This window comes from Paenibacillus glycinis (assembly GCF_009909185.1).
Lineage (GTDB): Bacteria > Bacillota > Bacilli > Paenibacillales > Paenibacillaceae > Paenibacillus_Z > Paenibacillus_Z glycinis.
Window position 1 is genome coordinate 57,783 of the sequence record NZ_JAAAMV010000018.1, and the last position, 24,729, is coordinate 82,511.

At 59.6% G+C, this 24,729-nt stretch carries 20 protein-coding genes; 9 read left to right on the forward strand and 11 right to left on the reverse strand.

The genetic code is table 11. The annotated features are described in order from the left end of the window. Positions 1-99: 99 nt before the first annotated feature. Positions 100-1,212 (reverse strand): citrate synthase, encoded by a 1,113-nt coding sequence (gene citZ, locus GT019_RS19545; RefSeq protein ID WP_161744876.1) that lies wholly within the window; start codon positions 1,210-1,212, stop codon positions 100-102. A gap of 330 nt (positions 1,213-1,542) precedes the next feature. Here citZ and GT019_RS19550 point away from each other — a divergent pair, with 330 nt between their 5' ends. Then, positions 1,543-3,072 (forward strand): Ppx/GppA phosphatase family protein, encoded by a 1,530-nt coding sequence (locus GT019_RS19550; RefSeq protein ID WP_161744877.1) that lies wholly within the window; start codon positions 1,543-1,545, stop codon positions 3,070-3,072. Here GT019_RS19550 and ppk1 read toward each other — a convergent pair. Beyond that, entirely contained in the window at positions 3,038-5,134 is a 2,097-nt protein-coding gene (ppk1, locus tag GT019_RS19555; RefSeq protein WP_161744878.1) for a polyphosphate kinase 1, read from the reverse strand. The two genes, GT019_RS19550 and ppk1, sit on opposite strands and share 35 nt — an antisense overlap. 201 nt (positions 5,135-5,335) lie before the next feature. On the opposite strand from ppk1, the gene ytvI reads away from it, so the two are divergent. After that, on the forward strand, positions 5,336-6,451 hold the full coding sequence (ytvI, locus tag GT019_RS19560; RefSeq protein WP_161744879.1) for a sporulation integral membrane protein YtvI: 1,116 nt from the start codon (positions 5,336-5,338) through the stop codon (positions 6,449-6,451). Between the two features lie 151 nt (positions 6,452-6,602). Here ytvI and GT019_RS19565 read toward each other — a convergent pair whose 3' ends face one another. The 8 genes from GT019_RS19565 to GT019_RS19600 all read right to left on the reverse strand — a co-directional run bounded on the left by GT019_RS19565 (position 6,603) and on the right by GT019_RS19600 (position 16,449). Then, a complete protein-coding gene (locus tag GT019_RS19565; protein WP_161744880.1) occupies positions 6,603-6,995 on the reverse strand; it encodes an FxsA family protein in 393 nt (130 codons plus the stop codon). Between the two features lie 25 nt (positions 6,996-7,020). Continuing rightward, entirely contained in the window at positions 7,021-7,515 is a 495-nt protein-coding gene (locus GT019_RS19570) for an acyl-CoA thioesterase (RefSeq protein ID WP_161744881.1), read from the reverse strand. A gap of 84 nt (positions 7,516-7,599) precedes the next feature. Further along, the gene (gene pyk, locus GT019_RS19575) at positions 7,600-9,354 is read right to left on the reverse strand and encodes a pyruvate kinase (RefSeq protein WP_161744882.1); all 1,755 of its coding nucleotides are present in this window, start codon (positions 9,352-9,354) and stop codon (positions 7,600-7,602) included. A 45-nt stretch (positions 9,355-9,399) separates the two neighbouring features. After that, on the reverse strand, positions 9,400-10,407 hold the full coding sequence (locus tag GT019_RS19580; protein WP_161744883.1) for an acetyl-CoA carboxylase carboxyltransferase subunit alpha: 1,008 nt from the start codon (positions 10,405-10,407) through the stop codon (positions 9,400-9,402). Further along, entirely contained in the window at positions 10,397-11,269 is an 873-nt protein-coding gene (gene accD / locus GT019_RS19585; RefSeq protein WP_161744884.1) for an acetyl-CoA carboxylase, carboxyltransferase subunit beta, read from the reverse strand. Before accD ends, GT019_RS19580 begins: the two co-directional genes overlap by 11 nt. Positions 11,270-11,524: 255 nt before the next feature. Continuing rightward, positions 11,525-11,719, reverse strand: a complete 195-nt coding sequence (locus GT019_RS19590; protein ID WP_161744885.1) for a glutamate decarboxylase — start codon at positions 11,717-11,719, stop codon at positions 11,525-11,527. Between the two features lie 176 nt (positions 11,720-11,895). Next, positions 11,896-12,393 (reverse strand): phosphatidylglycerophosphatase A family protein, encoded by a 498-nt coding sequence (locus tag GT019_RS19595; protein WP_161744886.1) that lies wholly within the window; start codon positions 12,391-12,393, stop codon positions 11,896-11,898. A gap of 231 nt (positions 12,394-12,624) precedes the next feature. Beyond that, positions 12,625-16,449, reverse strand: a complete 3,825-nt coding sequence (locus GT019_RS19600; RefSeq protein ID WP_161744887.1) for a DNA polymerase III subunit alpha — start codon at positions 16,447-16,449, stop codon at positions 12,625-12,627. A gap of 271 nt (positions 16,450-16,720) precedes the next feature. Between GT019_RS19600 and GT019_RS19605 the strand changes: the two genes are divergently transcribed. From GT019_RS19605 to GT019_RS19615, 3 genes are all read left to right on the forward strand, one after another. Further along, positions 16,721-17,047, forward strand: coding sequence for a YtrH family sporulation protein (locus GT019_RS19605; RefSeq protein WP_161744888.1), 327 nt, complete (start codon positions 16,721-16,723; stop codon positions 17,045-17,047). A 3-nt stretch (positions 17,048-17,050) separates the two neighbouring features. Next, entirely contained in the window at positions 17,051-17,563 is a 513-nt protein-coding gene (locus GT019_RS19610) for a hypothetical protein (protein WP_161744889.1), read from the forward strand. Positions 17,564-17,717: 154 nt separating this feature from the next. Continuing rightward, positions 17,718-18,014 (forward strand): YtpI family protein, encoded by a 297-nt coding sequence (locus tag GT019_RS19615; RefSeq protein ID WP_161744890.1) that lies wholly within the window; start codon positions 17,718-17,720, stop codon positions 18,012-18,014. A 25-nt stretch (positions 18,015-18,039) separates the two neighbouring features. On the opposite strand, the gene GT019_RS19620 is transcribed toward GT019_RS19615, so the two are convergent. Continuing rightward, positions 18,040-19,338 carry a DRTGG domain-containing protein gene (locus GT019_RS19620; protein ID WP_161744955.1) on the reverse strand — a complete coding sequence of 433 codons (1,299 nt, stop codon included), beginning with the start codon at positions 19,336-19,338 and terminating at the stop codon, positions 18,040-18,042. Positions 19,339-19,628: 290 nt separating this feature from the next. Between GT019_RS19620 and GT019_RS19625 the strand changes: the two genes are divergently transcribed. The 4 genes from GT019_RS19625 to GT019_RS19640 are packed head-to-tail and all read left to right on the forward strand — an operon-like array spanning position 19,629 to position 24,716. Continuing rightward, positions 19,629-20,996 (forward strand): YheC/YheD family endospore coat-associated protein, encoded by a 1,368-nt coding sequence (locus GT019_RS19625; RefSeq protein ID WP_161744891.1) that lies wholly within the window; start codon positions 19,629-19,631, stop codon positions 20,994-20,996. 20 nt (positions 20,997-21,016) lie between these two features. After that, the gene (locus GT019_RS19630) at positions 21,017-22,198 is read left to right on the forward strand and encodes a YheC/YheD family endospore coat-associated protein (protein WP_161744892.1); all 1,182 of its coding nucleotides are present in this window, start codon (positions 21,017-21,019) and stop codon (positions 22,196-22,198) included. After that, a complete protein-coding gene (locus tag GT019_RS19635) occupies positions 22,195-23,571 on the forward strand; it encodes a YheC/YheD family endospore coat-associated protein (RefSeq protein ID WP_161744893.1) in 1,377 nt (458 codons plus the stop codon). The genes GT019_RS19630 and GT019_RS19635 overlap by 4 nt, the downstream gene beginning before the upstream one ends. Then, on the forward strand, positions 23,571-24,716 hold the full coding sequence (locus GT019_RS19640) for a YheC/YheD family endospore coat-associated protein (RefSeq protein WP_161744894.1): 1,146 nt from the start codon (positions 23,571-23,573) through the stop codon (positions 24,714-24,716). The genes GT019_RS19635 and GT019_RS19640 overlap by 1 nt, the downstream gene beginning before the upstream one ends. The last annotated feature ends 13 nt before the right edge of the window (positions 24,717-24,729 follow it).

Below are 24,729 nucleotides of genomic sequence, written 5' to 3' on the forward strand. Positions count from 1 at the left end.
GGAGCCGGCAACGCAGCTTGAGGCAAGCTGCGCGTCAACACCCCGTCAGAGGCAGGACGGTCACAGGATTACCCACGGCCGTCTATTTGCTGTTCGTGATTAACGCTGCGCGATCGGCGTTACTTTTTGATCGACCGGTCCCGTATATTCCGCGCGCGGACGGATCAGACGGTTGTTGTCGTATTGCTCGAGGATATGCGCGGTCCATCCCGATGCGCGGCTGATCGCGAAGATCGGCGTGAACAAGTCGCGCGGAATGCCCAGCGTCGTGTACACCGAAGCGGAGTAGAAGTCGACATTCGGCTTCAGCCCTTTTTGGCCCGTTACGAGCTCTTCAATTTTGACGGACATCTCGTACAGCTCCATGCTGCCGGTCAGCTTGCCCAGCTCGCGGGACATTTTTTGCAAATGTTTCGCGCGCGGGTCGCCGTTCTTGTAGACGCGGTGTCCGAAGCCCATGATTTTTTCTTTGTTCGCAAGCTTTTCGTTAATATAGGATTCCACGTTCGCGAACGAACCGATTTCTTCCAGCATGACCATGACGGCTTCGTTGGCGCCGCCGTGCAGCGGGCCTTTCAACGCTCCGATGGCGGACGTGATGCCGGAGTAGATGTCCGACAAGGTCGCAACCGTCACGCGCGCCGCGAAAGTCGAGGCGTTCAGCTCGTGGTCGGCATGAAGCACAAGCGCTTGATCGAGCGCTTTGACGGCGACTTGATCCGGCTCTTGGCCGTTAAGCATATACAGAAAGTTATAAGCGATGGAAACGCCCGTTTTCGGCGCGACAGGCTCTTTGCCTTCGCGAATGCGTGCAAAGGCAGCGATCAGCGTCGGGATTTGCGCTTGAATTTTAATCGCTTTCTGAATGTTCGCTTCTTTGGACATATCGTTCGCCTGCCCGTCGAACAAAGCTAAGCTGGACACGGCCGTGCGAAGAGCTGCCATGGAGTTCGTGTCGTTCGGGTAGAGCTTCAAGGAATCCAGTACGCCGGCAGGAACCGCGGCGTATTCGCCAAGCTGCTTCAGCAGTTCGCCCAGCTCGGTTTGGTTCGGCAGCTTGCCGTACCAAAGCAGGTAGGCCACTTCTTCGAAAGAAGCGTTCTCCGCCAAGTCGTCAATATTGATGCCGCGGTAAGTCAGGACGCCGTCGATGATGGAGCTGATCGAGGAAGTCGTTGCGACAATACCTTCTAGACCTTTGGTTGCTGTCATGTTTCTCTCTCCTTTAACACCTTTTATTTCATAAATGGAGGAACAATTAACAATAGTTGGATTCGAGTTCCGTATCGTCATCTTTAATCATATCGGATTTCGATCCGGAAGGAAACAAAACAAGACATAAAAATGCTTTATCGCCACCATAAAAGCTTTTTTCCCGTTCGAAATTTCGCCATTTTCGCGGTGAATCCTCCCATGATTTTACCCAGTTCCCCGTGCTTTTACCCCTGCAAAACAAACCTTTGTTGAAGCCCGCCGCAAGTGGTAAAATGTGCGATAGTACCTGAAACAACGTTCACGATTTTCCGAAGGAGGCTCCACGCATTGACGGAACAACGCATCGGCATTATCGACATCGGCTCCAACTCCATCCGGCTGGTCGTTTATGAACGGACCTCCGGCGGTGCGCACCGCGTCATCGACGGCAGCAAGCGCGCCGCGAGGCTCAGCGAGCATTTGGACGAGAACGGCGCCCTGCCTGACGAAGTCATTCAACAGATAGTCGATATGATCAACCATTTCCGCTTGATTTGCGCGCACCACAAAACCGGTCTGATCCGTGCCGTAGCCACGGCCGCCATCCGGAATTCCGCCAACCGCAGCCATGTGCTCGAGCGGATCGAATCGGAGACGGGACTGGCGATCGAGCTGATCTCCGGCGAAGAAGAAGCCGGCTACGGCTTTCTCGGCATGATTAATTCGATGTCCGTGACGGACGGCTTGCTGATCGATATCGGAGGCGGAAGCACGGAGGTATCGCTGTTCAGGAACCGCAGCCTCGTCGAGGCGGTCTCGTTCCCGTTCGGCTGCGTCAGCCTGACCCGCCAATTCTCCAAGGGCGGCATGCTGTCCGACCAGGCGCTGAAGGAGCTGGAGCAGCTCGTGGAACAAGCCGTTCAGCGCCAGCCTTGGCTCAAGCAGTCGCCCGGACTCCCGCTCGTAGGCGTGGGCGGCACCGTCCGGGCGCTCGGCAAGATGCATCAGGCATACGTGAAATATCCGTTCGAAAGCACGCATAATTATCCGCTGACCGGCGAAGCCGCCGGCGAGCTCTTCGAGCTGCTGCGCAAGCTGCCGATCGGCAAACGCAAGAACTTTCCCGGACTTTCCAAAGACCGCGTCGACATCATCGTGCCGGGACTCGCCATTCTGCGGACGATCTTCCGCGCGGTCGGCGCATCGCATTATTTGATCTGCGGCACCGGTCTTCGCGACGGTCTTTTCTACGCGACCCGCTTTCCGGATCGGCCGCGGCTGGACGACATCACCATGTACAGCGTCAATAATTTGGCGGCCCTTCATCCGGAAGCTCCGATGCAGCACACGGCGCAGGTAAACCGGATCGTCCTGCAATTGACCGGATTGCTGAAAGCCCGCCTCTCGGACGGAGACAACGCCATGCTGTTCATCGATATCGCCTCCACGCTGCACCGAATCGGCGCCGGCATCGATTATTACGATTACAAACGGCATACGTTCTACCTCATCATCAACTCCCGTCTGAACGGCTTGTCCCACCGGGAGCTGCTGATCTGCGCTTTGATCGCGTCCTATAAAAGCAAGAACCGCACGAAACAAATCGCCGCGTACTACAGGCCGCTGCTGTCCGAGGAGGATATCGCGTTGGTCTGCAAGCTCGGCACGCTGCTCCAGCTGGCGATCGCGCTCGACCGCAGCGAAACGCAGGCCATCGGCAAGCTGGAGGCCACGGAATCGGACGGCAAGCTGCATCTGCGGGCGGTCCGGGCGAGCGGCGCGCTGGGGGTCGAACACAAAGAGGTCGACTCGATTTCCGATGATTTCAAGAAGCTCTGGGGCCTTACTCCGATCCTGTATTCACCGGAACAGCGTTAGAAGAATATTTCCATCGGTGGATGTTCGTCGCCTGGAATTGACTGCGCAGCGACTGCAGCTCGTTGCGGACCGCCTCGTAGCCGCCGTTCGACTGCAGCTCGCGGGCTTTCTCGTTATCGTCGAGATTCATGCGCAGCACGTTCATCAGCATGCCGCGCAGCCTCGCGTCGAATACGGGGCACATGAGCTCGATCCGCCGGGTCAGATTGCGCGTCATCCAGTCGGCGCTGGACAGGAACAATTCCTCTTCCCCGCCGTTGCGGAAATAAATGATGCGGGAATGCTCGAGAAACCGGTCCACGATGCTGATGACGCGGATATTTTCGCTTAAGCCGGGCACGCCCGGACGCAGACAGCATACGCCGCGGACGATCAATTCGATCCGGACGCCGGCCATGGAAGCCTCATACAGCTTATCGATCATCTCCTGATTCGATAAGCTGTTCATTTTTGCGATGATATGGGCGGGTTTTCCTTCTGCGGCATGCGCCTTCTCGCGGTCGATCAGCCCGAACAGCTTCTGTTTCAAGTCCGTCGGCGCGACGCCGAACGCCTTCCATTCGTACGGGGACGAATAGCCGGTGATCTCGTTGAACAGGGCGGAAGCGTCGGCGCCGATGACCGGATGGGACGTGAACAGGCCGATATCGGTGTAGAGCTTCGCCGTGCTGTCGTTGTAATTGCCCGTGCCGACATGCACGTAGCGGCGCAGTACGCCCTGTTCTCTGCGCACGACCAGCGTGATTTTGGCATGCGTCTTCAGACCCACGAGGCCATACACGACATGGCAGCCGGCTTTCTCCAGCTGGCGCGCCCACGCGATGTTCCGCTCCTCGTCGAACCTCGCTTTCAATTCCACGACCACCGTGACTTGTTTGCCGGATTCCGCGGCGACGGCCAGCGCCTGAACGAGCGCCGATTGGCCGCTGACCCGATACAGCGTCATTTTGATCGCGAGCACGTAAGGATCCTGCGCCGCGTCCATGACGAAATCGGTCACGGCATCGAACGACTCGTACGGGTGATACACCAGCACGTCTTCCTGCCGAAGGACAGCGAACATGTCTTCCGTGTGCTCGAATTCATGCGGGTACACGGGTTCGATCCGAGGATACTTCAGATTCTCGTAACCCTCCAGCGAGCCGGTAAACCGCATCAGGAAGCTGAGATCGAGCGGCCCGTCGATCTCGAACAGATTCTCGCCCTGCTCCAGCTCTTCCTTCAGCATTTGCAGCGAGTACGGGTGCATGCCCTTGCCGTATTCGAGACGTACGGGAAGCCCCCAGCGGCGGCGGCGAAGCTCCTTCTCGATCTCCTCCAGCAAATCCTCCGCGCCTTCTTCGTTCAGCGTCAAGTCCGCGTTGCGCGTCAAACGAAACGGATCGACGGCGATCGTCGTATAACCATTGAACAACGTATTGATATGCCGTTCGATCAACTGCTCCAGCAGCACGAATTCATGCTTCTTGCTGTTGACCCTTCCCGGTACCTGGACGAAACGCTGGAGGATGGAAGGCACCTGCACGATCGCGAAGAACGGGTCTTCGTCGAGCTCCGGCCGCTCTCCGCGGCCCAACAGAACGGACAAGTACAGCTCCTTGGAGTGCAGCAGCGGAAACGGACGGCTTTGGTCGACCGCCATGGGGGTCAATACCGGGAATACGATTTCGAGGAAATATTCGTCGACCGCCTTCAACTGCTGCGGATTCAATTCATCTATGGTTCGGAAGCAAATGCCTTCCTTCATTAATCCCCGCAGTATTTCACGGTAAGTCCGGTACTGGTCCGCAACCATCTGCCCGGTCCGTTTCATCAGCCGTTTCCATAAGCTTGCAGGTATGTAACCCGTGAAGTCGCGCTTGGTGAACCCGGCTTTTATCTGATCTTGGATGCCGGCAACGCGGACGCTCATGAACTCGTCCAAATTGCTCGACACGATGGCCAAAAACTTTGCCCGCTCGAGCAGCGGATTGCCGGGATCCTGCGCTTCTTCCAGCACGCGGCGATTAAACTCAAGCCAGCTTAAGTCGCGATTCAAATAGGGCGACATGATTTTGTTCATAGATCCAGGGTCCTCCTGATTGTCGAATAGTCTCATTATGTAGGTTTATTGTTTCTCGCATATTAATGGATTGTAAAGGGGGCGTAAAGAAACCGGAACAAGACTTATTTTTTGGTAAAGGCCATACTCGCTATGCTACAATTATACAATAATGTATAAAGGAATGTCGGCCGCTTAGAACTTTGAGGAGTGATAGTTGTTATGGACCGAGTCATCTGGAAACGAATATGGCGCGCCGCGCTGGTGATCTCCCTGCTGGTCGTCTTCGTGCTCGCCGTGATTTACGTGACGCCGCTCGTTTACCCGTTTCTCCTGGGGTGGCTGCTCGCGTACGCGATCAATCCGATCGTCAATCTCCTTAACAGAAAATTAAAACTTCCGCGATGGATCGGCGTTTCGATTACGCTCGTCGTCTTCGTCATCGCGATGCTGACGATCGTCTCGGCGCTCGTCACGCGGATCGTCGTGGAAATCATCACCTTGTCCAAATCGCTCAGCAACAGCATCGACTGGTGGCGCGATCAATTCGAATTCTTGATGAACAAGCCCGAAATCCAAAACCTGATCGAGAACCTCACTTCCTTCTACCAGGACAATCCCAATTACCAGGAAACGATCAACAGCCGGATCTCGGATACCGCCAATTTGGTCGCGCAAACGAGCACCAATATCGTGACTTTTTTCTTGAACGGCATCGTGAGCATCATCACGTCGCTGCCGAACGTCGCGACGATCTCCGTCGTCGTCCTGCTGGCCGCCTTCTTCATCAGCAAGGATTGGCACCGGCTCGGCAAACGAACATCCGCGTGGCTGCCGCAGGGCATCATGCAATCCACGACCATCGTATGGGGCGATCTCAAGAAAGCGTTGTTCGGGTATTTGCGCGCCCAGTTCATTATGATTTCCATCACGGCGGTCGTCGTAACCGTCGGCCTCCTCATTATCGGCGTCCATTACGCGATCACCATCGGCATGCTGATCGGCCTCGTGGATCTGCTTCCGTACTTGGGCGTAGGAGCGGCCATGATCCCTTGGATTCTCTACACCTTCATCTACGGCGACGTCACGCTCGGCATCGAGCTCTCGATCCTCTACGGCGTCATTCTCGTCGCCAGACAGACGCTGGAGCCCAAGGTCCTTGCCAGCAGCGTGGGACTCGAGGCGCTGCCGACGCTCATCTCCATGTTCGTCGGACTGAAACTGTTCGGCGTGCTCGGGCTCATCATCGGCCCGGTCTCGCTCGTCATCCTGACCACCATACATAAAGCGAACGTCTTCCGCGACCTGTATGCGTTCATCGTCCGCGGGCCGAAATAACCGGTCCGATCCGTTTCTTGGCGAAACGCCAAAAGTCCTGCCTTCGATCGCGAAAGCAGGACTTTTTGTTATGGCCGGCCAACGCGGGGAGCGCGTTCCGAGTATGCCGGGCAATCTTATGCCGATTGCGCGGATGCGACGAAAGAATTATTTACCTGCGCCGAATCACGAACGAGCCGTTGCGCACTTTCTTTTCCAACCAGCGATACATCAGGATTCGGTAAAAGGGGCGCGTGAACGGAAGGAGCATCGTCACGCCGACGATATCGGAGAAGAAGCCCGGCAGCAGCAGCAGCAGTCCGCCGATCAGGACGCAAATGCCGTTCAGCATGGCATGCCCGGGCGGTCTGCCGCTCTGGAGCTGCATCTGAACCTCCGCGAACGCTTTGCGGCCCTCCGAGCTGGCCAGCTTCGCGCCCAGGAAGCCGGTCAGCAGGATGATCAGAAACGTCGGCCAACCGCCGATCAAATGTCCCATCCGGATAATGCCCCACAATTCAACCGCCGGGATAACGATAATAGCCGCAACCAACCATTTGAGCATCTTCGCAATCCCTCCTTCGGCTTATTTATAAGATGTCCGCCGCATGCGATTCCAGCCTTGCATAAAGCTCGGGAAGCGCCTTGTCGAGGCGCGAGGGCCGCCAATCCCGGTTTACCCAGACATGGCGCGTACCGCCTCTCACGAGCAGTTTGCCAGGCGGCTCGTTCCCTTCCCAGAGCGTCGGGAATGTTTCTCCCTCTCCCGCCAGCCTCACTTCGGAACGGAACGACAGCCGCACCGGCGACAGCTTGTCGATCCGCGTGCATACGAGCACGTTGTCGTCGTAACGGGCCGGCGAAACGTAAGCGCAGTCCAAGTCGACGACCGGCAGAAGGAGTCCCTGCTTCTCGATCGCGTCGTACGGCGTGCCGAGCGAACGCACGAATTCCGTTCGTCCGATCTCGAACCACGTGACGTAATTGCCGTAGAACACGACGCCCATCTGATCGGTTTCCTGGTACCTGACCCGCAGCGGGTGCAGGTGCCAGCGAACCGTCGTATCCTTATCTTCATTGGTCATGCGCATTCTCTCCTTAGTTGAACGAAAAGCGACGGCGCTCGCGCGCCATCGCTTCTTTATACGTTTATGCGGGTATGGGGTTTCTTACATGACCTTGGCTTGTCCGGAGTAAATGACGCCCACTTCGGCATACACCGTGACTTCCATCCCGTCATGCAGCAGCTCAAGCGCATTGTGCACGCCCAGAATGACCGGGATGCCCAAGTTCAGCGCCACGATCGCCGCATGGCTCGTAATGCCGCCTTGCTCGGTGATGACCGCCGCCGCTTTCTGAATGGCCGGCATGTATTCGCGATCGGTGGAGGTCGTCACCAGGATGGAACCCTCCGTCGTCTTCGCGATCGCTTCCTCCGGCGTACGGGCCGAGACCACTTTGCCGGTGGCGCTTTGGCTGCCGATGCCTTGGCCTTTGGCGATCATTTCGCCGATCGTATGGATCTTGATCAGGTTCGTCGAGCCGGAACGGCCGACCGGAACGCCCGCCGTGATGATGACCGTATCGCCCAGCTTCACGAGGCCGGAGTTGATGCCGCCTTGAACGGCGATGTCGAACATGGCGTCCGTCGTTTCCGCCGGCGTGCCGAGTACCGGCAGCACGCCCCAGATCAGCGCCAAACGGCGCATCACTTGCTCAACCGGCGTAACGGCGATGATCGGCGATTTCGGACGGTATTTGGATACCATGCGCGCCGTATAACCGCTTTCCGTCGACGTGATGATCGCTTTCGTATTCAGGTCGAGCGCGGAATTCGCCACGGCTTGACTGATCGCTTCCGTTACCGTCGATTGCTGCGCTTTGGCTTGCTTCGTGAAGATCTCGCGGTAATCCAGCGCCGATTCCGCGCGCACCGCGATCCGGGACATCGTTTGAACGGATTCGACCGGGTATTTCCCCGCGGCCGTCTCGCCGGACAGCATGATGGCGTCCGTGCCGTCGAAGATCGCGTTCGCGACGTCGCTTGCTTCCGCGCGCGTCGGACGCGGGTTGCGCTGCATGGAATCCAGCATCTGCGTCGCCGTGATGACCGGTTTGCCCGCGCGGTTGCACTTCTGGATCATTTCCTTCTGAACAAGCGGCACCTCTTCGGCCGGAATTTCAACGCCGAGATCGCCGCGGGCAACCATCAAGCCGTCCGAAACTTCCAGGATTTCGTCGAGGTTGTCCACGCCCTGCTGGTTCTCGATTTTGGAGATGATCTGAATATGGCTGGCGTTATGCTTCTCCAGCAGCTCGCGGATTTCGAGCACGTCCGTCGCTTTGCGCACGAACGAAGCCGCGATGAAATCGATGCCTTGCTCGATGCCGAACACGATATCCCCGGCGTCTTTCTCCGTGATGCCCGGCAGCGAGATATGAACGCCCGGCACGTTAACGCCTTTCTTGCTCTTGATCGGTCCGCTGTTGACGATGCGGCATTTGATCTCCGTGCCTTCGACTTCCTCGACCGTCAGGCCGATCAAACCGTCGTCGATCAGGATCGTCGCCCCGATTTCGACATCTGCCGGAAGGTTCGTATACGTTACGGGAATCCGATTGCGGTCGCCCAGGATTTCTTCCGTCGTGAGCGTAATCGTCTCGCCTTGGTTCAGCTCGATCGGTTCTTCCTTCAGCTTGCCGAGACGGATCTCGGGGCCTTTGGTGTCAAGCAGGATCGCGACGTTCTTGCCGAGCTCCTTGCTCGCTTGGCGGATGTTCTTGATTCGGTTGCCGTGCTCCTCGAAATCGCCGTGCGAGAAGTTCAGGCGGGCGACGTTCATGCCCGCGTTAATGAGCTTCTTCGTGTTTTCCAGCGATTCGCTGGACGGGCCAATGGTACAAACGATCTTTGTTTTGCGCATGAGTGGTTTCCATCCTCCGTTAATGCGGATACGTGATTGGGTTCGTTAAACTTGGGCCGACTCGGCTTCGATGGCGGCCTCGGCCGCCACGGCCGGGCCGGACGAGCGGTAAGCGCCGACTTTACGGAATTTATTGTAACGGTCCTCGACCAGCTCTTCCGGGGACATGCGGGACAGCTCGATCAAATGGCGCCATACCGCTTCTTTGATCGATTCGGATTGCGCCGCCAGATCGCGATGCGCGCCGCCCTGCGGCTCCTCGATGATTTCTTCGATGATCCCGAAGCCGAGCAAATCGCCTGCCGTGATTTTCATGACCGAAGCCGCTTCGTCCGCGCGGCCCGCGTCCTTCCATAGAATGGACGCCGCGCCGTTCGGCGAAATCGCGGAATAAATGGCATTCTCCAGCATCAGCACGCGGTTGCCCACGCCGAGCGCAAGCGCGCCGCCGCTGCCGCCTTCGCCGATGACCACGCAGATGATCGGCACGCCGAACGTCGCCATCTCGCGCAGGTTGCGGGCGATCGCTTCCGATTGTCCGCGTTCCTCGGCGGTGTTGCCGGGGTAGGCGCCTTTCGTGTCGATGAACGTCACGATAGGACGGCGGAATTTGTTCGCCTGCTGCATCAGCCGCAGCGCTTTGCGGAATCCTTCCGGATGCGGACTGCCGAAGAAACGCGCGATGTTATCCTTCGTGTCTTTCCCGCGCTGATGGCCGATGACCGTAACCGGCACGCCGTTCAGCTTCGCCAAGCCGCCGACGATCGCCAGATCGTCCGCGAACAGGCGGTCGCCGTGAAGCTCGATGAAATCGGTAAAAATCGCCCCGATGAAATCCAGCGACGTCGGGCGCCCGTGATGGCGCGCCAGGTGCATCTTCTGGGCAGGGGACAATTCGTTGTACAATTCCTCTTGCAGCTGCTTGCAGCGCTCCTCGAGGCGGGAAATTTCATCGCTGAAATCGATGCCCGACTCTTGGCCGAATTTCTTCAGTTCCTCGATCTTCTTTTGCAGCTCGTTCAGCGGTTTCTCAAACGGCAGCTCACCCGCCATTAATCGTTTCCCCCTTCGCAGAATGCATATCCAGCAGTTTGGTCAACATCGATTTCAATTCTTTGCGATGCACGACCTTATCCAATTGGCCGTGCTGCAGGTTGAATTCCGCCGTCTGGAAATTGTCCGGCAGCTTCTGGCGGATCGTCTGCTCGATGACGACGCGGCCCGCGAAACCGACCAGCGCGCCGGGCTCGGCCAAATTGAAGTCGCCCAGCATCGCGAAGCTCGCGGAGACGCCGCCCGTCGTCGGATCGGTCATGACGGAAATGTAAAGTCCGCCGTCGCCTTGGAATTTCGCCAGCGCGGCGCTGGTTTTGGCCATTTGCATCAAGCTGAGGATGCTCTCCTGCATACGTGCGCCGCTGGACGTCGAGAAAATGATGAGCGGCAGCTTCTTCTCGTAGGCTTGTTCGATCGCGCGCGTGATTTTCTCGCCGACGACGGAACCCATGCTCCCCGCGAAGAAATCGAAGCTCATGAAAGCGGCGACGACCGGCAGCCCGCCGATCGTCCCTTCTCCCGTCACGACCGCGTCGGTCAGGCCGGAGCTCTTCTGCTGCGCTTCCACTTTGCCGGCGTAGCCCGGGAATCCGAGCGGATCCTCGGAAGACAGGTCGGCGTCGAATTCCGTCAGACGGCCCTCGTCAAGCGTGATGGCGATCCGGTCCCATGCGCTGAGGCGGAAGTGATAGCCGCAGCTCGGGCAAACCTTCAGATTCTTCTCGATTTCTTTGCTGAATTGGATGTTGCCGCACTTCGGACACTTGGACATCAAGCCTTCCGGGATATCCGGTTTCGTGCGAGGCTGGCCCGAAGGAATCGTGGCGTATTTTTTTTTATGGAATAAGTCCTTGAACACGAGTGACACCTCTTTGGGGGCGCAGTAGTTTTAATGTTTACAACCTGCGCATGGGAACGCAGTAGTTTTAATGTTTACAACCTGCGCATGGGAACGCAGTAGTTTTAATGCTTACAACCTGCGCATGGGAACGCAGTAGTTTTAATGTTTACAACCTGCGCATGGGAACGCAGTAGTTTTAAGACTTTCAGGCTGCGCATGAAAGGAAGTAGTTTTAAAGGTACAAAGCCGCGCCCGGGGACGCGCCGGTTCGATTTAACGTTGCGAGTTTAAAATGCCGTTCAGCACTTCCTGCACTTCTTCCAGTTCGCCAGATGGGACCAATATTTCGAATTGCTGCTTCGAAACATTAATCGGTCGAATCTTTACGAGAAACCCTTCCTGGGTCAGCCGGTTTTTAATGCTCTCCGCAATTTTTGCCGTAGGCGCGATATAGATAACCGTCCACATGAAGGAACCTCCTGAGCATTGTTAAAGGATCATCTGAACGCACATGGGGAGCCATGGCCGCGCTATAAACTCTCGTTATCTGGGCATATGATGTCATAATGATACCATATGTTTGGATTCCATCGCAACGCCGCATGGCTGGAAGCCGCGCCGCTTGCCTGCCGGGAACGTCGGCGTCACTGCGATTGATCGGCGATCTCGTAGCGGTTGGCCTTCGGATCCTGATGCGCGATGCGCGCCGAAGCCGCGGCGGCAAGTCCGGCGACGAGGTCGTCCAGAAAGACATGCACATGCTTGCCTTTCTCGTTCAGCTTGCGGATAATGCCCGGCTTCACTTTGTCGAGATAGCCGAAGCTCGTAAGCCCGATCATGCCGTAAACGTTCGTGATGCCGAGCGCGAGCGTCTCGTCGACGCCGAAGAGGGACTCATCCGCTTCCATAATGGCCTGCAGCGGTTCCGGCAGAAGCTTGCGTTCGGCCAGCTCATCCAGCGCGATGCCGGTAAACAGCACGTATTGCACCTCGCGTTTGCCCAACACGTGAAGCACGCTCTCTTCGCATTCTTGGTAAGTCAGGTCCGGATTATAAGGGCGCTGCAGCGAAAATACGATATCCGCGACGTCGCTCACCGTTACTCCGCGTCTGCTCAGCCATTGTTCCATATTGGACGACATAGCCTATCCCCCCGCATCGGCTTGTACGAATCGGGCCGCGCATGGCGGGCGACTGGACCGGCATGCCGGCAGTCCCGATCGCGTGCAAGCTTCGAAAATGCGGAGCCGTCAGTCAATCATAGCTCCGTGTCTCCTAAATGTATGCGGAGATGCGGAAACATGTGCATGCCGATAAACGATGATCCGGGCAAGCGCTCAATGCCGTCCGGAAGCACGCTTTCTTGCGGCGAGTTATTTGACGATCGCGGAGCCTTTGCCGAAGAGCGACTCGATGTCCTGCAGCAGCCGCTGCGACGGTTTCACCCGGAACGCTTCGCTCAACGCCACCGTCCGGCCTTCCCGTTCGTAGAACAGGACGGTCTCGAGCGGGCCCGCGCTGCCCGTCAGCAGCGATTTCAGCCGTTCCATCGCCGCGGAATCCTCGCGGCCCGCGACGATCTTCACATAGAGCCGCTGCACCCGTTTCGCCGGCGCGACGCCCGGTTTGTCCGAAGCCTCGCCGTTGGCTTGGCGCGGCGAGCGGTCGCTGCCGGCTGATGCGGAATGCCGCTCCGCGGCTACGGAGCCATCGGAGGCAGCGCTCGGCCGCGGTGCCGCGGGAACGGCAGCCGCGGCGCCTGCCGGACCGCGCTGACCCGAAGCCCTTCCGGTCCCGCCCGGAACGGCTTGCGCCGGAGAAGCCGCTGCGGCAGTACGCGCCGCACGGGCATCGGGCGCGCCGGACGGCGCTGCGCCGATATCGCGCGCTGCCGCCGCGCCGCCTCCTTGAGCCGCGTTGTCGCGCGCGGCCCGGCTCTGCCCGAAGCGCAGCAGCCGCTGCAGCTGCGCGGCAAGCTCCTTCGGCGGCCCGCCGCCGGACAAGCCGCTGCCGAGCGAAATCGCGTCCTCGAGCAGCAGCTTGTAGTCTTCGTCCTGATGCTGCAGCTTGGCCAGCGCGACGACGAGATTGCCGGGCTCGAGCAGCTGTTCGTGCCGCTTCCATACCGTCGGGAACGCGACCGCCTCGACGCGCATGATGCGATCCTCGACCTCGAGAAAGGCCATCGCTTGGCCCTTGCGCGTCATCAAGGGCTTCTTCGACACGACCATCGCGGCGACGAGCACGTAGGCGCCGTCCGGCGCTTCCGCCAAGTCGACCAAGCGATCGATCGGCTGGCCGGTCAAAGCCTCGTCGAAATCGTCGAGCGGATGCCCCGACAAATACATGCCGAGCAGCTCCCGCTCCAGCCCGAGCAGCTGGCCCGTGGTGAACGGCCGGACGTCCGGCAGCTCGACGTCCCAGTTCTGCACCTCGTCGAAGCCGAACAGCTCGATCTGCAGCTCCTCGCGTTCCTTGCGCCACTTCAGCGCGGCTTCGACCGTCTCGTCGAGCACGGCGATAAGCTGCGCCCGGTGGGCACCCAACGTATCGCACGCGCCCGCTTGAATCAACGATTCCAGCACGCGCTTGTTCACGACGCGCAGATCCGCGCGTCGGCACAGGTCCAGCAGGCTCTCGAACTTGCGCTCCGCGCGCTCCTTCAGCAAGGACTCGATCGCCTGCGTGCCCACGTTCTTGATCGAGGCCAAGCCGAAGCGGATCGCGCCGTTCACCGGCGTGAACGTCACGCTGCTCTCGTTTACGTCCGGCGGCAGCACTTCGATCTCCATCCGGCGGCATTCGTCGACGTATTCGGCCGTCTTGCGCTGGTTGCCCGTAACGGAAGCAAGCATGGACGCCATGAACGGCACGGGGTGATTCGCCTTCAGCCATGCCGTCTGAAACGCCAGCACGCCGTAGGCAGCCGCATGGGCGCGCGGAAAGCCGTAATCGGCGAAACGGACGATCATGTCGTAGACGGCGTTGGCGTCTTGCTCGCTATATCCTTGCCCCAAACTCCCGCTGACGAAATGCGCGCGCTGCTCGTCGAGCACCTCGCGCTTCTTCTTCGAGACGGCGCGGCGGAGCAGGTCGGCTTCGCCGAGCGAGAAGCCCGCCATCGACGACGCGATCTGCATGATCTGTTCCTGGTAGACGATAATGCCGTATGTGTCGGCGAGAATCGGTTCCAGCGACGGATGAGGGTACTCCACTTCCGCCGCTCCGTGCTTGCCTGCGATATATTTGGGAATAAAGTCCATCGGGCCCGGTCGATATAGCGCCACGACCGATACGATGTCTTCGAACTGCGTCGGCTTCAGGTCGCGGAGCACGCGGCGCACGCCGGAGGACTCCAATTGAAAAATGCCCGTCGTCTCCCCTCGGGCCAGCATCGCATAGGTCACGGGGTCGTCGTCGGGGATAAAGCGGAAGTCCACCGTGATGCCCTGCTGCTTCTTCACCCAGTCGAGCGCCCGCTCCAGGATGGACAGCGTGCGCAAGCCGAGAAAATCCATCTTCAGCAGACCCACGGCTTCAAGGTTCTCCATGGAATACTGCGTCAGCGCCGTTCGTTCGGTGCCCGCCTGCAGCGGCACGTAGTTCGTCAGCGGCTCGCCGGAGATGACGACGCCCGCGGCATGGGTCGAGGCATGGCGGGGCATTCCTTCGACTTTGATCGCCATGCGGAGCAGATCCGCCGTCTTCGGCTGGCGTTCCGAGGCCTCGCGGAGCTCGGCGCTGGTCCGCAGCGCCTCTTCGAGCGAGATGCCGAGCTGATTCGGGATCAGCTTGGCCGCGCGGTCGACCTCGCCGAACGGCACCGCCATCGCCCGGCCGACGTCGCGCACGGCCGCCTTGGCCGCCATCGTGCCGAACGTGATGATCTGGGCGACATGCTCGTCGCCGTACTTCGCCGACACGTACCCGATGACTTCGTCGCGCCGTTCGTCGTTGAAGTCGATGTCGATATCGGGCATCGAGACGCGCTCCGGATTCAGGAAGCGTTCGAACAACAGCTTGTATTTGAGCGGATCGACGTCCGTGATATTCAGCGTGTAGGCCACGAGGCTGCCTGCCGAAGAGCCCCGGCCCGGACCCGTGCGGATGCCCTGCTCATGGGCGAAGCGGATAAAGTCCCAGACGATGAGGAAATAATCGCTGAAGCCCATGTTGTCGATGACCTTCAACTCGTAGAGCAGACGCTCGAGCGCCTTCCGCTTCGTGGATTCGTCAGACGTCCAGGCGGGATCGCCGGCGTACCGCGCCTCCAGGCCCTCCCTGCAGAGCGCTTCCAGGTAGGCGGACGAGGTCATGCTGGCCGGAATCGGATGGAACGCCGGCAACAGCGCCCGGCCGAACGTCAATTCGAGCTCGCATTTCGCCGCGATCTCGACGCTTCGGCGCACCGCGTCCTCCGCTTGCCGGAATTGGAGGAACATCTCGTCGGCGCGCTTCAGGTACATCTGGTCCGTCAGCATCTGCAGCCGGTCGTCGTCCTCGACGGTTTTGCCGGTGCCGATGCAGATCAGCACGTCCTGCACCGCGGCATCGGACGGCTGCAGGTAATGCACGTCGTTGGTCGCGACGGTCGGGATGCCGGTCTGTTCCGCCAGCGCGAGCGTCGCCTGCAGCACTTTTTTCTGCTCCAGCATGCCGTGGTCCTGAAGCTCCAGGTAGAAGTCGTCGCCGAAGATCGCGCGGTAACGCTCGGCCGAACGAAGCGCTTCGTCGAGCCGGTCGTGCAGCAGGTGCTGGGCGATCTCGCTGCCGAGGCAGGAGCTGAGGCAGATCAAGCCTTCCGCGTGCGCGCGCAGCGATTCGAAATCGATCCGCGGCTTATAGTGAAACCCTTCCAAATGGCCGATGGAGCTCAGCTTCATCAAATTGCGGTAGCCCGTCTCGTTCTTGGCGAGCAGGATCAGGTGATAGATCGGATTGTCTTTGCGCGTGCCTTTGTCGAAACGGGAGCCGGTCGTCAAATAGACCTCGCAGCCGATGATCGGTTTGATCCCGCGGGCCCGGCACGCCTTGTAAAACGGAACGGCGCCGTACATGACGCCGTGATCGGTCAGCGCGAGCGCCTTCATGCCCTGCTCCGCGGCGGACTCTACCAGATCCTTGATCCGGGCGGCCCCGTCCAGGAGGCTGAATTCGCTATGAACATGCAAGTGTACAAATTCGCGTGCGCCGCTCATCGCCATTCCTTCTTTCTATCGTAAACGAGCATCATTTTCTATCATTTTATCATATTGGCGCCCTGCCCGCCCATACAATGGGACTAGGGCTGGTCGTTCCGCTCGCGCGCAACTGCTCGCCCATGCATCCGGGGCCGGTCGTTCCGCTCGCGCGCAACTGCTCGCCCATGCATCCGGGGCCGGTCGTTTCGCTCGCGCGCAACTGCTCGCCCATGCATCCCGGGAGGACAAGCCCCGTCCCCCCGACTTGACCGGAAGGGAGCGAAGCACCATGGACTCTTTCTTCACGAAAGCCACGATCGATTTCTTCATCGCCTTCGGCGTCGTGTTCGGCGGCTCGATGCTGGCCGGCATGGGATCCGTGTTCGTCATGGCAGCCCCGGCCGCCATCATGCTCGATACGGCTTCCCGCTTGAAAATATGGGCGCTCGTCGCCGCCGTCGGCGGGACGATCGATCCCATGCGGGTCATCGAAAGCAACATGATGGACGGCCATCTCTCGCCCGTCGTGCTGCAAATCGGTTACATTCTCTGCGCTTTCCTCGGCGCGCACATGGGCACGGAGCTTGTTCGCTGGCTCTGCAGAGGGGCGGTCTAGCGGATGCGCGTGCCTCCTTTCGAACGCTATGCGCGATTCACGCAGGCCGTCGCCTTCGTCGTGCTCGGCGGCATTCTCGGCGCCATGGCGTACCATGCCGTCTTCTTCATGAACTTCAACGCGCTGCGCGCGACGAATACGGAATTGGAAGATAAACTGATCGATTACGAGGACCGGATCGAGAAGCTGAATCAATTCAAGAACCAGCATACGGTCGTGAAGAGCATTTTGCCGATCTTGCTGGATCAGAAGGAAAACGAGGCGGAAGACGGGTTTGACGAGCGGACGAGGCTGGCGCTCAAAACCCGTTTGAAGAAGGACCTCTCCGTCTTTCTGGGGACGAGCATCTACAAAATCAACACGAACGCGGAGTTGGCCAGGCTGCTGCTGGACAGCAAGGTATACATCGTCGGGGGCAACAAGGAGTTTACCGTGAGCATCCATACGATGCTGGTCGTCGACAACGTGCTGCAGGTCTGGTTCATCGCGAAGCCCTACGAGCGTCCGCTCAAATGACGCTTCATTAGCAGCGCGGCCGAGCGTCGCCCAAGCATCGCAAAAACAGCCGCTCCGCATGGGCGACGGGCGTTTTCGCTTGTCGCCCGTTTCATGATACAATGGGAAACAAATCGGAAAGCTTGTTCAACGATAAAGGAGCTGCACGCACGTCATGGTCAATGCCTTACACTGGGTCATCGTTCTCGTCATCTGTCTCACGTCGCTGATGTCGGTCTATTTCAGCTTCAAAGCCCGCCGCGCCTCCGACACGCGCCTGAGGGGGATGCTAAGCGCGCGCCTCAACATGAGCATGGGGGTCATGCTAGTCTTCATCGCCCTCTTCATGATGCTCGCCTTCACGGGCTCGACGGTCAAAGTCATCATCAGCGGACTGATCATCGTCATCGGCTTGTTCAATCTGTTCGCCGGCCTCCGCAACAACAGCGTCTACCGGTCGATGAAAGGGTAGAACGGATCTGAATTTTGAACATCCTCTAATACGGATCGATCAGCTGCGCCGCGAGCAGCGCCTTGGCCGCCGTGCCGCCGGGGTCCTTCAGCTCGATTTCGAGCTTGGCGCTCTTGCGGCTCATCTCCAGCAGCGCCGGCACGATCACGACCTCGCTCTCCAATTGGATCGGACGGACAAAGTACGTCGTCATGCTTTCGATCACGTAATCCCGCTTCCCCAGCTCCCGAATGAGCCCCCTGGCCGCCTGCGTCATGAGCGTGACCAGCACCCCTTCCGAGATCGTCCCGAACGTGCCGGACATCTGCGGCGTGATTCGTCCCTCGTACCGGAAATCAGCTCCATCCTCTCCCTCTTCCTTCAACCGAAAACCCGCGCCGATCAACTCGTCGAACGTTTCCCCGGATTCCTTTTGCTTGCCCGCATACCGCATCGCCTCCAGCGCTTCGGCCCGGCTGATGGCCGCCAGCAGCTTGCGGTTCTTGTCCACGATCGGCAGCAAATCGATCCCTTCGGCCGCCATCGTATGCGCCGCGGACGCGATGGGAATATTCGGCGCGGCCGTAATGGGGCTGCGCGTCATCAGCTTCTCCACCGGCTGGCCGTCGTCCTCGCCCTCGGCATCCTTCGCCGTCATCATGCCCACCACGCGCCCCCGTTCGTCCAACACGGGAAACCGCGTTCCGCCCACGCGCGCGGCCAGCTGCACGTAATCGCCCTTCGTCTCGCCGAGCCGCATCGTTTCCACGTGCCGCGTGTACGTCACGATATCTTCCACGAGCATGATTTTCTGCCGGATGAGCCGGTCGAACATCGCCCGGTTGATCATCGAGGCGACCGTGAACGTATCATGCTTCGAAGAGATGATCGGAAGGCCGAGCTCGTCCGCGAGCTGCTTGATATCCTCGCTCGTGCCGAACCCCCCCGTGATGAGCACGCCCGCTCCCTGCTCCAGCGCGCATCGGTGCGCGCCCTGCCGGTTCCCGACGATGAGCAAGCTGCCCGCGTCGATATAGCGGACCATGGCGTCGAGCTCCATGGCGCCGATGACGAACTTGTGGAGCGTCTTCTCCAGTCCGCCGGCGCCGCCGTACAGCTCGCCCTGCACGATATCGGCCACTTCCCCGAACGTCAGTCGGTCGAGCGATTCGCGGTTGCGCCGCTGGATCCGGACGGTCCCGATCCGCTCCTTGGTGCTGACCAGCCCCGTCGATTCGGCTTCCTTGATCGCCTTGTACGCCGTTCCCTCGCTCACTTCCAGCTCGTCCGCCATCGTGCGCACGGACAGCTTCGTGCCGATCTCGAGCTGGCGAATGTATTCCATCAACCGCTCGTGCTTCGTTTGCGCTTCGGGCGATTTGCCTGCGGATCCCACGGCGTTCCCTCCTTGTCTTTCTTCGCCTTACCCTGCTTGTTTGGTTTCATTTTAGCAGAAAGGGCAGCCCGCACGCACGGTTCTTTGGGCGCCGGGAACCGTTATTTTATCTCGAAATCGGCTCTGTCCGCCAATCACCAAGGGGTAGATGTCCTCATATGATGAACTAATTCGTGTCAAAACCCTATGGACCCCTGGCCAAAACGTCATCATCCTCCGGCATGGAAGGAGATCCGTCGATGCTGAAATCGAAAGTTGCCGTGCAGGTTATCAGTCCTGGCATTCTGCCGGATGACGCCATCATGCTCGGCGACGCCTATCTGAGACAATGGAAAATCCCGCAAGGTCAGCCGGTGACGCTTAAATTCGGGGCTATGCGCCAATACGTCAAGGTCGTTCCGGTCGAACGGTTCGACGGCATGCGGATCGGACAGAGTCTCGCGAGAAAAATGGGGCTTCTGGAGAGTACCAACCTTCGCATCCGCTACCGCGCCGACGAAGCCGTGCTTGCCTTGGGACCGCTGATCGGCGTGCTGATCAGCCGAGACGACCCGGAGCATCGCGATCGGCCGTTCGGCTCCATTACGATGTTCTGCAAAGAGCTGGTGGATGCCTGCGCCGCGCAGGGCGCCCATGTGTATTTCTTCACCCCGCATCACCTGAAAGGCAATTTCAATACCGTCGAGGGCTGGGTGTACGCCGACGGCTGGCGCAAAGCCTTCCTGCCGTCGCCGGACGTCGTCAACAACCGGCTTACCTCGCGCAAGCTGGAAAACCGTCCCAACGTGCAGGAATTCATCCAAGAGGTCAAGGTGCGGCACAGGAGCACGGTCTTCAACGAGAAATTCCTCGACAAGCCGGAAGTGTTCGAAGCGCTCGCGAAGGACCCTTCGCTGGTGAAATATTTGCCCGAATCGCATGTGCTCAAAAATTTCCCGATGCTCAAGACGATGTGCAACAGATACCATACCGTGTTCCTGAAGCCGGTCCGGGGCAGTTTGGGCAAAGGCATTATCCGCATCACGCGGACGGAGGGCGAAGCGTATTCCGCGCAGTACGCCACGGTCGGCGGCACGCGCAGGCATCAATTCAGCAGCCTGCTCAAGCTCTACGGCTCGATCTCCGGCAAGATGAAAACCGTCCGGTATCAAATTCAGCAAGGGCTGCAATTGATCGACATCATGGGACGCCCGGTCGATTTTCGCGCGCTCGTGCAGAAGAACGAGACGGGCAAATGGGTGCTGACGTCCATCGTCGCCCGCACGGCGGGCAGCCATCATTTCGTCTCCAACCTGGCGCGCGGCGGCACGCTGAGCACGGTACGCGAAGCCGTCGGCCGCTCCAATCTGTCCGGCACGAGCAGCCAGGAAGCGCCCGGGAAGCTCTCGCGCGCGGCGCTTGACATCGCCCACGGCGTCGACATGTTCATTCCCGCGCACTTCGGCGAGCTTGGCATCGATCTCGCGCTGGATACGCATGGCCGCGTTTGGCTTCTGGAAGTGAATTCCAAACCGTCCAAAAACGACAACACGCCGCTGCAGGATCAGAAAATCCGCCCTTCCGTCCGCAATATGATTCGCTACGCACGGCACTTGGCCGAATTTTAAAGCTAAAGGAGGAAGCGGATATGGCTGAGCCAGCACGATCCGGCATCCTCGGCATCATGATCAGCCGGCGGCAAGCCGAAGGCGCCGGCTTGAGCGGCCCTCCGCGCGCCATGCCGGAAGACGACTTTTGCCGCCGCTTGTGCGCCTACGGGCATACGATCGGCATGCTCGTGTTTTTGTTTTGCGCCTCCGAGGCCGCTGCCGCCGATTCCGAGCGGATCGCGGGCTATCGGTTGCAGGGCGACGAATGGCAGGCGGGCAGCTTCCCGCTTCCCGACGTGGTCTACGACCGGGCGCTGCCGTCGTCGTCGGCGCAGGCCCGTTCGTTTCACGAAGCGCTGAATCGGCTGAGCCGCCGGAAGCGATATACGCTGCTGAACGGTTCGCTTCCCGGCAAGCTGGACGTCTACCACGCCCTGCAGCAGGAACCCGGCCTGCGGCGCTGGCTGCCCGAGACGCAGCCCTACGAAGGAGCCGCCCGGCTCGAGGCGCTTCTGGAGCGCCATCCGGCAGGCTTGTTCCTCAAGCCGTCCGCGGGCATGCACGGCAAAGGCGCGCTGCGGCTGCTCGCGGACGGGGACGGCTGGCGGATCGACGGCAGAGACCGGCATAACCGTCCGCTGGCCCGCCGCTTCGCCGACGGATCCGCGCTCGGCCGCTGGATCGACCGGTTCGCGTCCGCGGCGCCTTATCTGGTGCAGCCCTGCCTGGAGCTGACCGACGGGGAAGGACGTTCCTTCGACGTGCGGGCGCTCATGCAAAAAGACGGCGAAGGCCGTTGGCGCTTTACCGGCGCGGCGGTGCGGCGGGGAAGTCCCGGCAGCGTCACGGCCAACCTGCACGGCGGCGGAACGGCCGTCCAAGCGGAGGAAGCCTTCAAGACCAGGTACGGCGACGACGGAGCCGCAACGCTCGTGCAGCGCATCCGCGGAGCAAGCGAACGATACGCCGCCGCCCTGGAACAGCATTTCGGCCGCTTGGCCGAACTCGGCCTCGATTTCGGCCTTGAGCCCCATGGCCGGCTTTGGCTGCTGGAAGCCAACGCCAAGCCGGGACGACAATCCTTCGACAGCGACGCCGAGACCGCCGAGCTGGCCGTTCGTCGTCCAATCGATTACGCGATGCTGCTGGCCTCCCGCCAGCGACCCGTTTACCCGTCCACCCGAATTCAAAGGAGATACATCCAGGAGGTTCATCCATGAGTTTGACATCTTGTCATGTACACTTCTCACCCTCAAATGAACGCATCGTCTACCTGTCGGGCTCACTCCTTCGATCCCTTAAGCTGTCCGGCAAAAAGACGATTCAACTGAAGTTCGGCCACGAAACCCTCACGGCAGCGGTGAAGTCCATCAACCGCCAGGGCAACCATCTCTATCTGTCCGCCGGCGTGCGCCAAACGATCAAAGTCCCGAAAGCCGGCAGCATTTCCTACGTGCAGGGCGAAGACAACGATCTGCAGCTCGGTCCCTTGATCGGCGTCCTTACCGACGGCACCCGCAAGAGCGATTCTCCGTTCGGCTCGCGCTCCGGCTACATTCGCCAGCTGATCCGCATGGGCGAGAACAAAGCTTACGTCTTCGCCTTCACGCCCCGGGACGTGAATTGGACGAAAGAAACGGTCAACGGCTATTTTCTGAACAGCGCCGGCAGCTGGTACCGCAAGGTCGTGCCGCTTCCGAACGTCGTCTATAACCGGCTGCCGAGCCGCTACGCGGAAACGACGGCCTCGATCATGTCCATGCGGGAACGGTTCATCCGCAAAGGCGTGCCGTTCTTCAACTGGAGCTTCTTCAACAAATCCGACGTGTATAAGCTGCTGGACAAAGACGTGGAAGCGCTCGAGCATCTGCCCGAATCCGTCAATAACCCGCGCTCCGAGAAAATCAAGGAGATGCTGGAGAACCATCAGTTCGTCTATTTCAAACCGACGGCCGGCAGCCTCGGCATCGGCATTTACCGGCTCACCTATCATCCGAAGCGCGGCTATTTCGCCCGCTACCGGCGCGGCAACACGAACGTGCTGCTGCGGTTCACGAACTTCAACAGCTTGATGAAGATGCTGGAATCGCGCCACGGCAGCGGGCTCGGACGCTATGTCAGCCAACAGGGCGTGCGGTTGATCGAGATCGACGGCTGCCCGATCGACTTCCGCTTCCACATGCACAAGAACGGCAGCAACGAATGGGTTCCCGTCGGCATCGGCGCCAAGAAAGCCGGCCGCGGCAGCGTCACGACCCATATCAAGAACGGCGGATCGCTGCTGACGCCGGAGCAGGCGCTGAGCCGGGCATTCGGCGACCGGGCCGACGACATGCTGTCGAAAGCCAAAGCGGTCTCCATCAAACTCTCGCAAGCCATCGAGCGGAATTTCCCGCATACCCTCGGCGAGCTCGGCCTGGATATCGGCATCGACAAGGATGGCGATATCTGGATGTTCGAAGCGAACGCCAAGCCGGGCAGATCGATCTTCAGCCATCCGTCTCTCCGGTCGCAGGGCCGGGATTCCATGTCGCACATTCTGGAGCACTGCCTGTACCTGAGCAAGTTCAAGGAACAGGGAGGGAATGACTGATGGCCTTTGTCATACAAGAGGATACGGCGGAAAGCTCGGCCCTTACCAGAGCCAAACAGCCGGTTCTCGCCATTCTTACGATCGAGGATGACCTGCAGCTCTTTCGCGGCAACCGCCAGAATTTCGCCGATTTGATCGCCGCGGGCAGGGACAACGGCTTCCTCGTTTACGTGCTCACGGTGAAACAGCTGAAGCTCGGCCGCAAGTCGCTGAACGGCTATACGTACGATCCCGGCTCGGATGCGTGGCTGGTGCAGAAATTCCCTTTTCCCGAGTTGATCTACAACCGCATTCCGCTCCGCGAGGATGAGCTGCAGCCCGAGGTGAGACGGAAGATCGCCGCCTGTCTCAGGAATCCCCGCGTGCAAATCTTCAATCCGAAGTTCTTCAACAAGTGGAGCCTGTTCAAATGGCTGCGCCAGTCCAAGAACACGAAGCCCTTCATCCCCGCCACGAGCCGAATGCTGACGGTCAGCGGTCTGGGCCGGATGATGCTGCGCCACCGGTTTCTCTATCTGAAGCCCGTCAGCGGCAAGGCCGGCAAGGGCATCATGACGATCCAGCTGCAGCCCGAGAAGCCGCTCCCGTATCGGCTCAAAATCCAAGGCAACAAAGGAAGCACCACCTACAACTGCGGGACGATCTCGAAGCTGTGGACGCGCATCAAGAAGGAAAGCAGCGGCGAGCGCTATATCGCCCAGCAGGGCATCCAGCTTGCCGCGTACAACGACCGGTCCTTCGACCTGCGGGCGCTCATCCAGAAAAACCAGCGCGGCCAATGGGATATCTCCGGCATCGGCGCTCGGCTGGCCGGCTCGATGAGCATCACGACGCATGTGCCCCGCGGCGGCAGCATCGAGGATCCGGAGAAACTGCTTGTCGGCGTATTTGGCCAAGACGAAGCTAATAAACTTCTTACTAAGACCCGCTCGACGGCGCTCGTCATCGCTCGCCAGATCGAACGGGGCTCCGGGCGCAGCCTGGCCGAGATGTCGATGGATCTCGGCATCGATCAAGCCGGCAACATCTGGTTCTTCGAAGCCAACGCCAAGCCGATGAAATTCGACGAGCCGGACATTCGCAAGCGTTCGCTGGAGCGGATCTTTCAATATAGCAGCTATTTGTTGAAAACGAAGGACAAATAGCGAGGAGGGAACA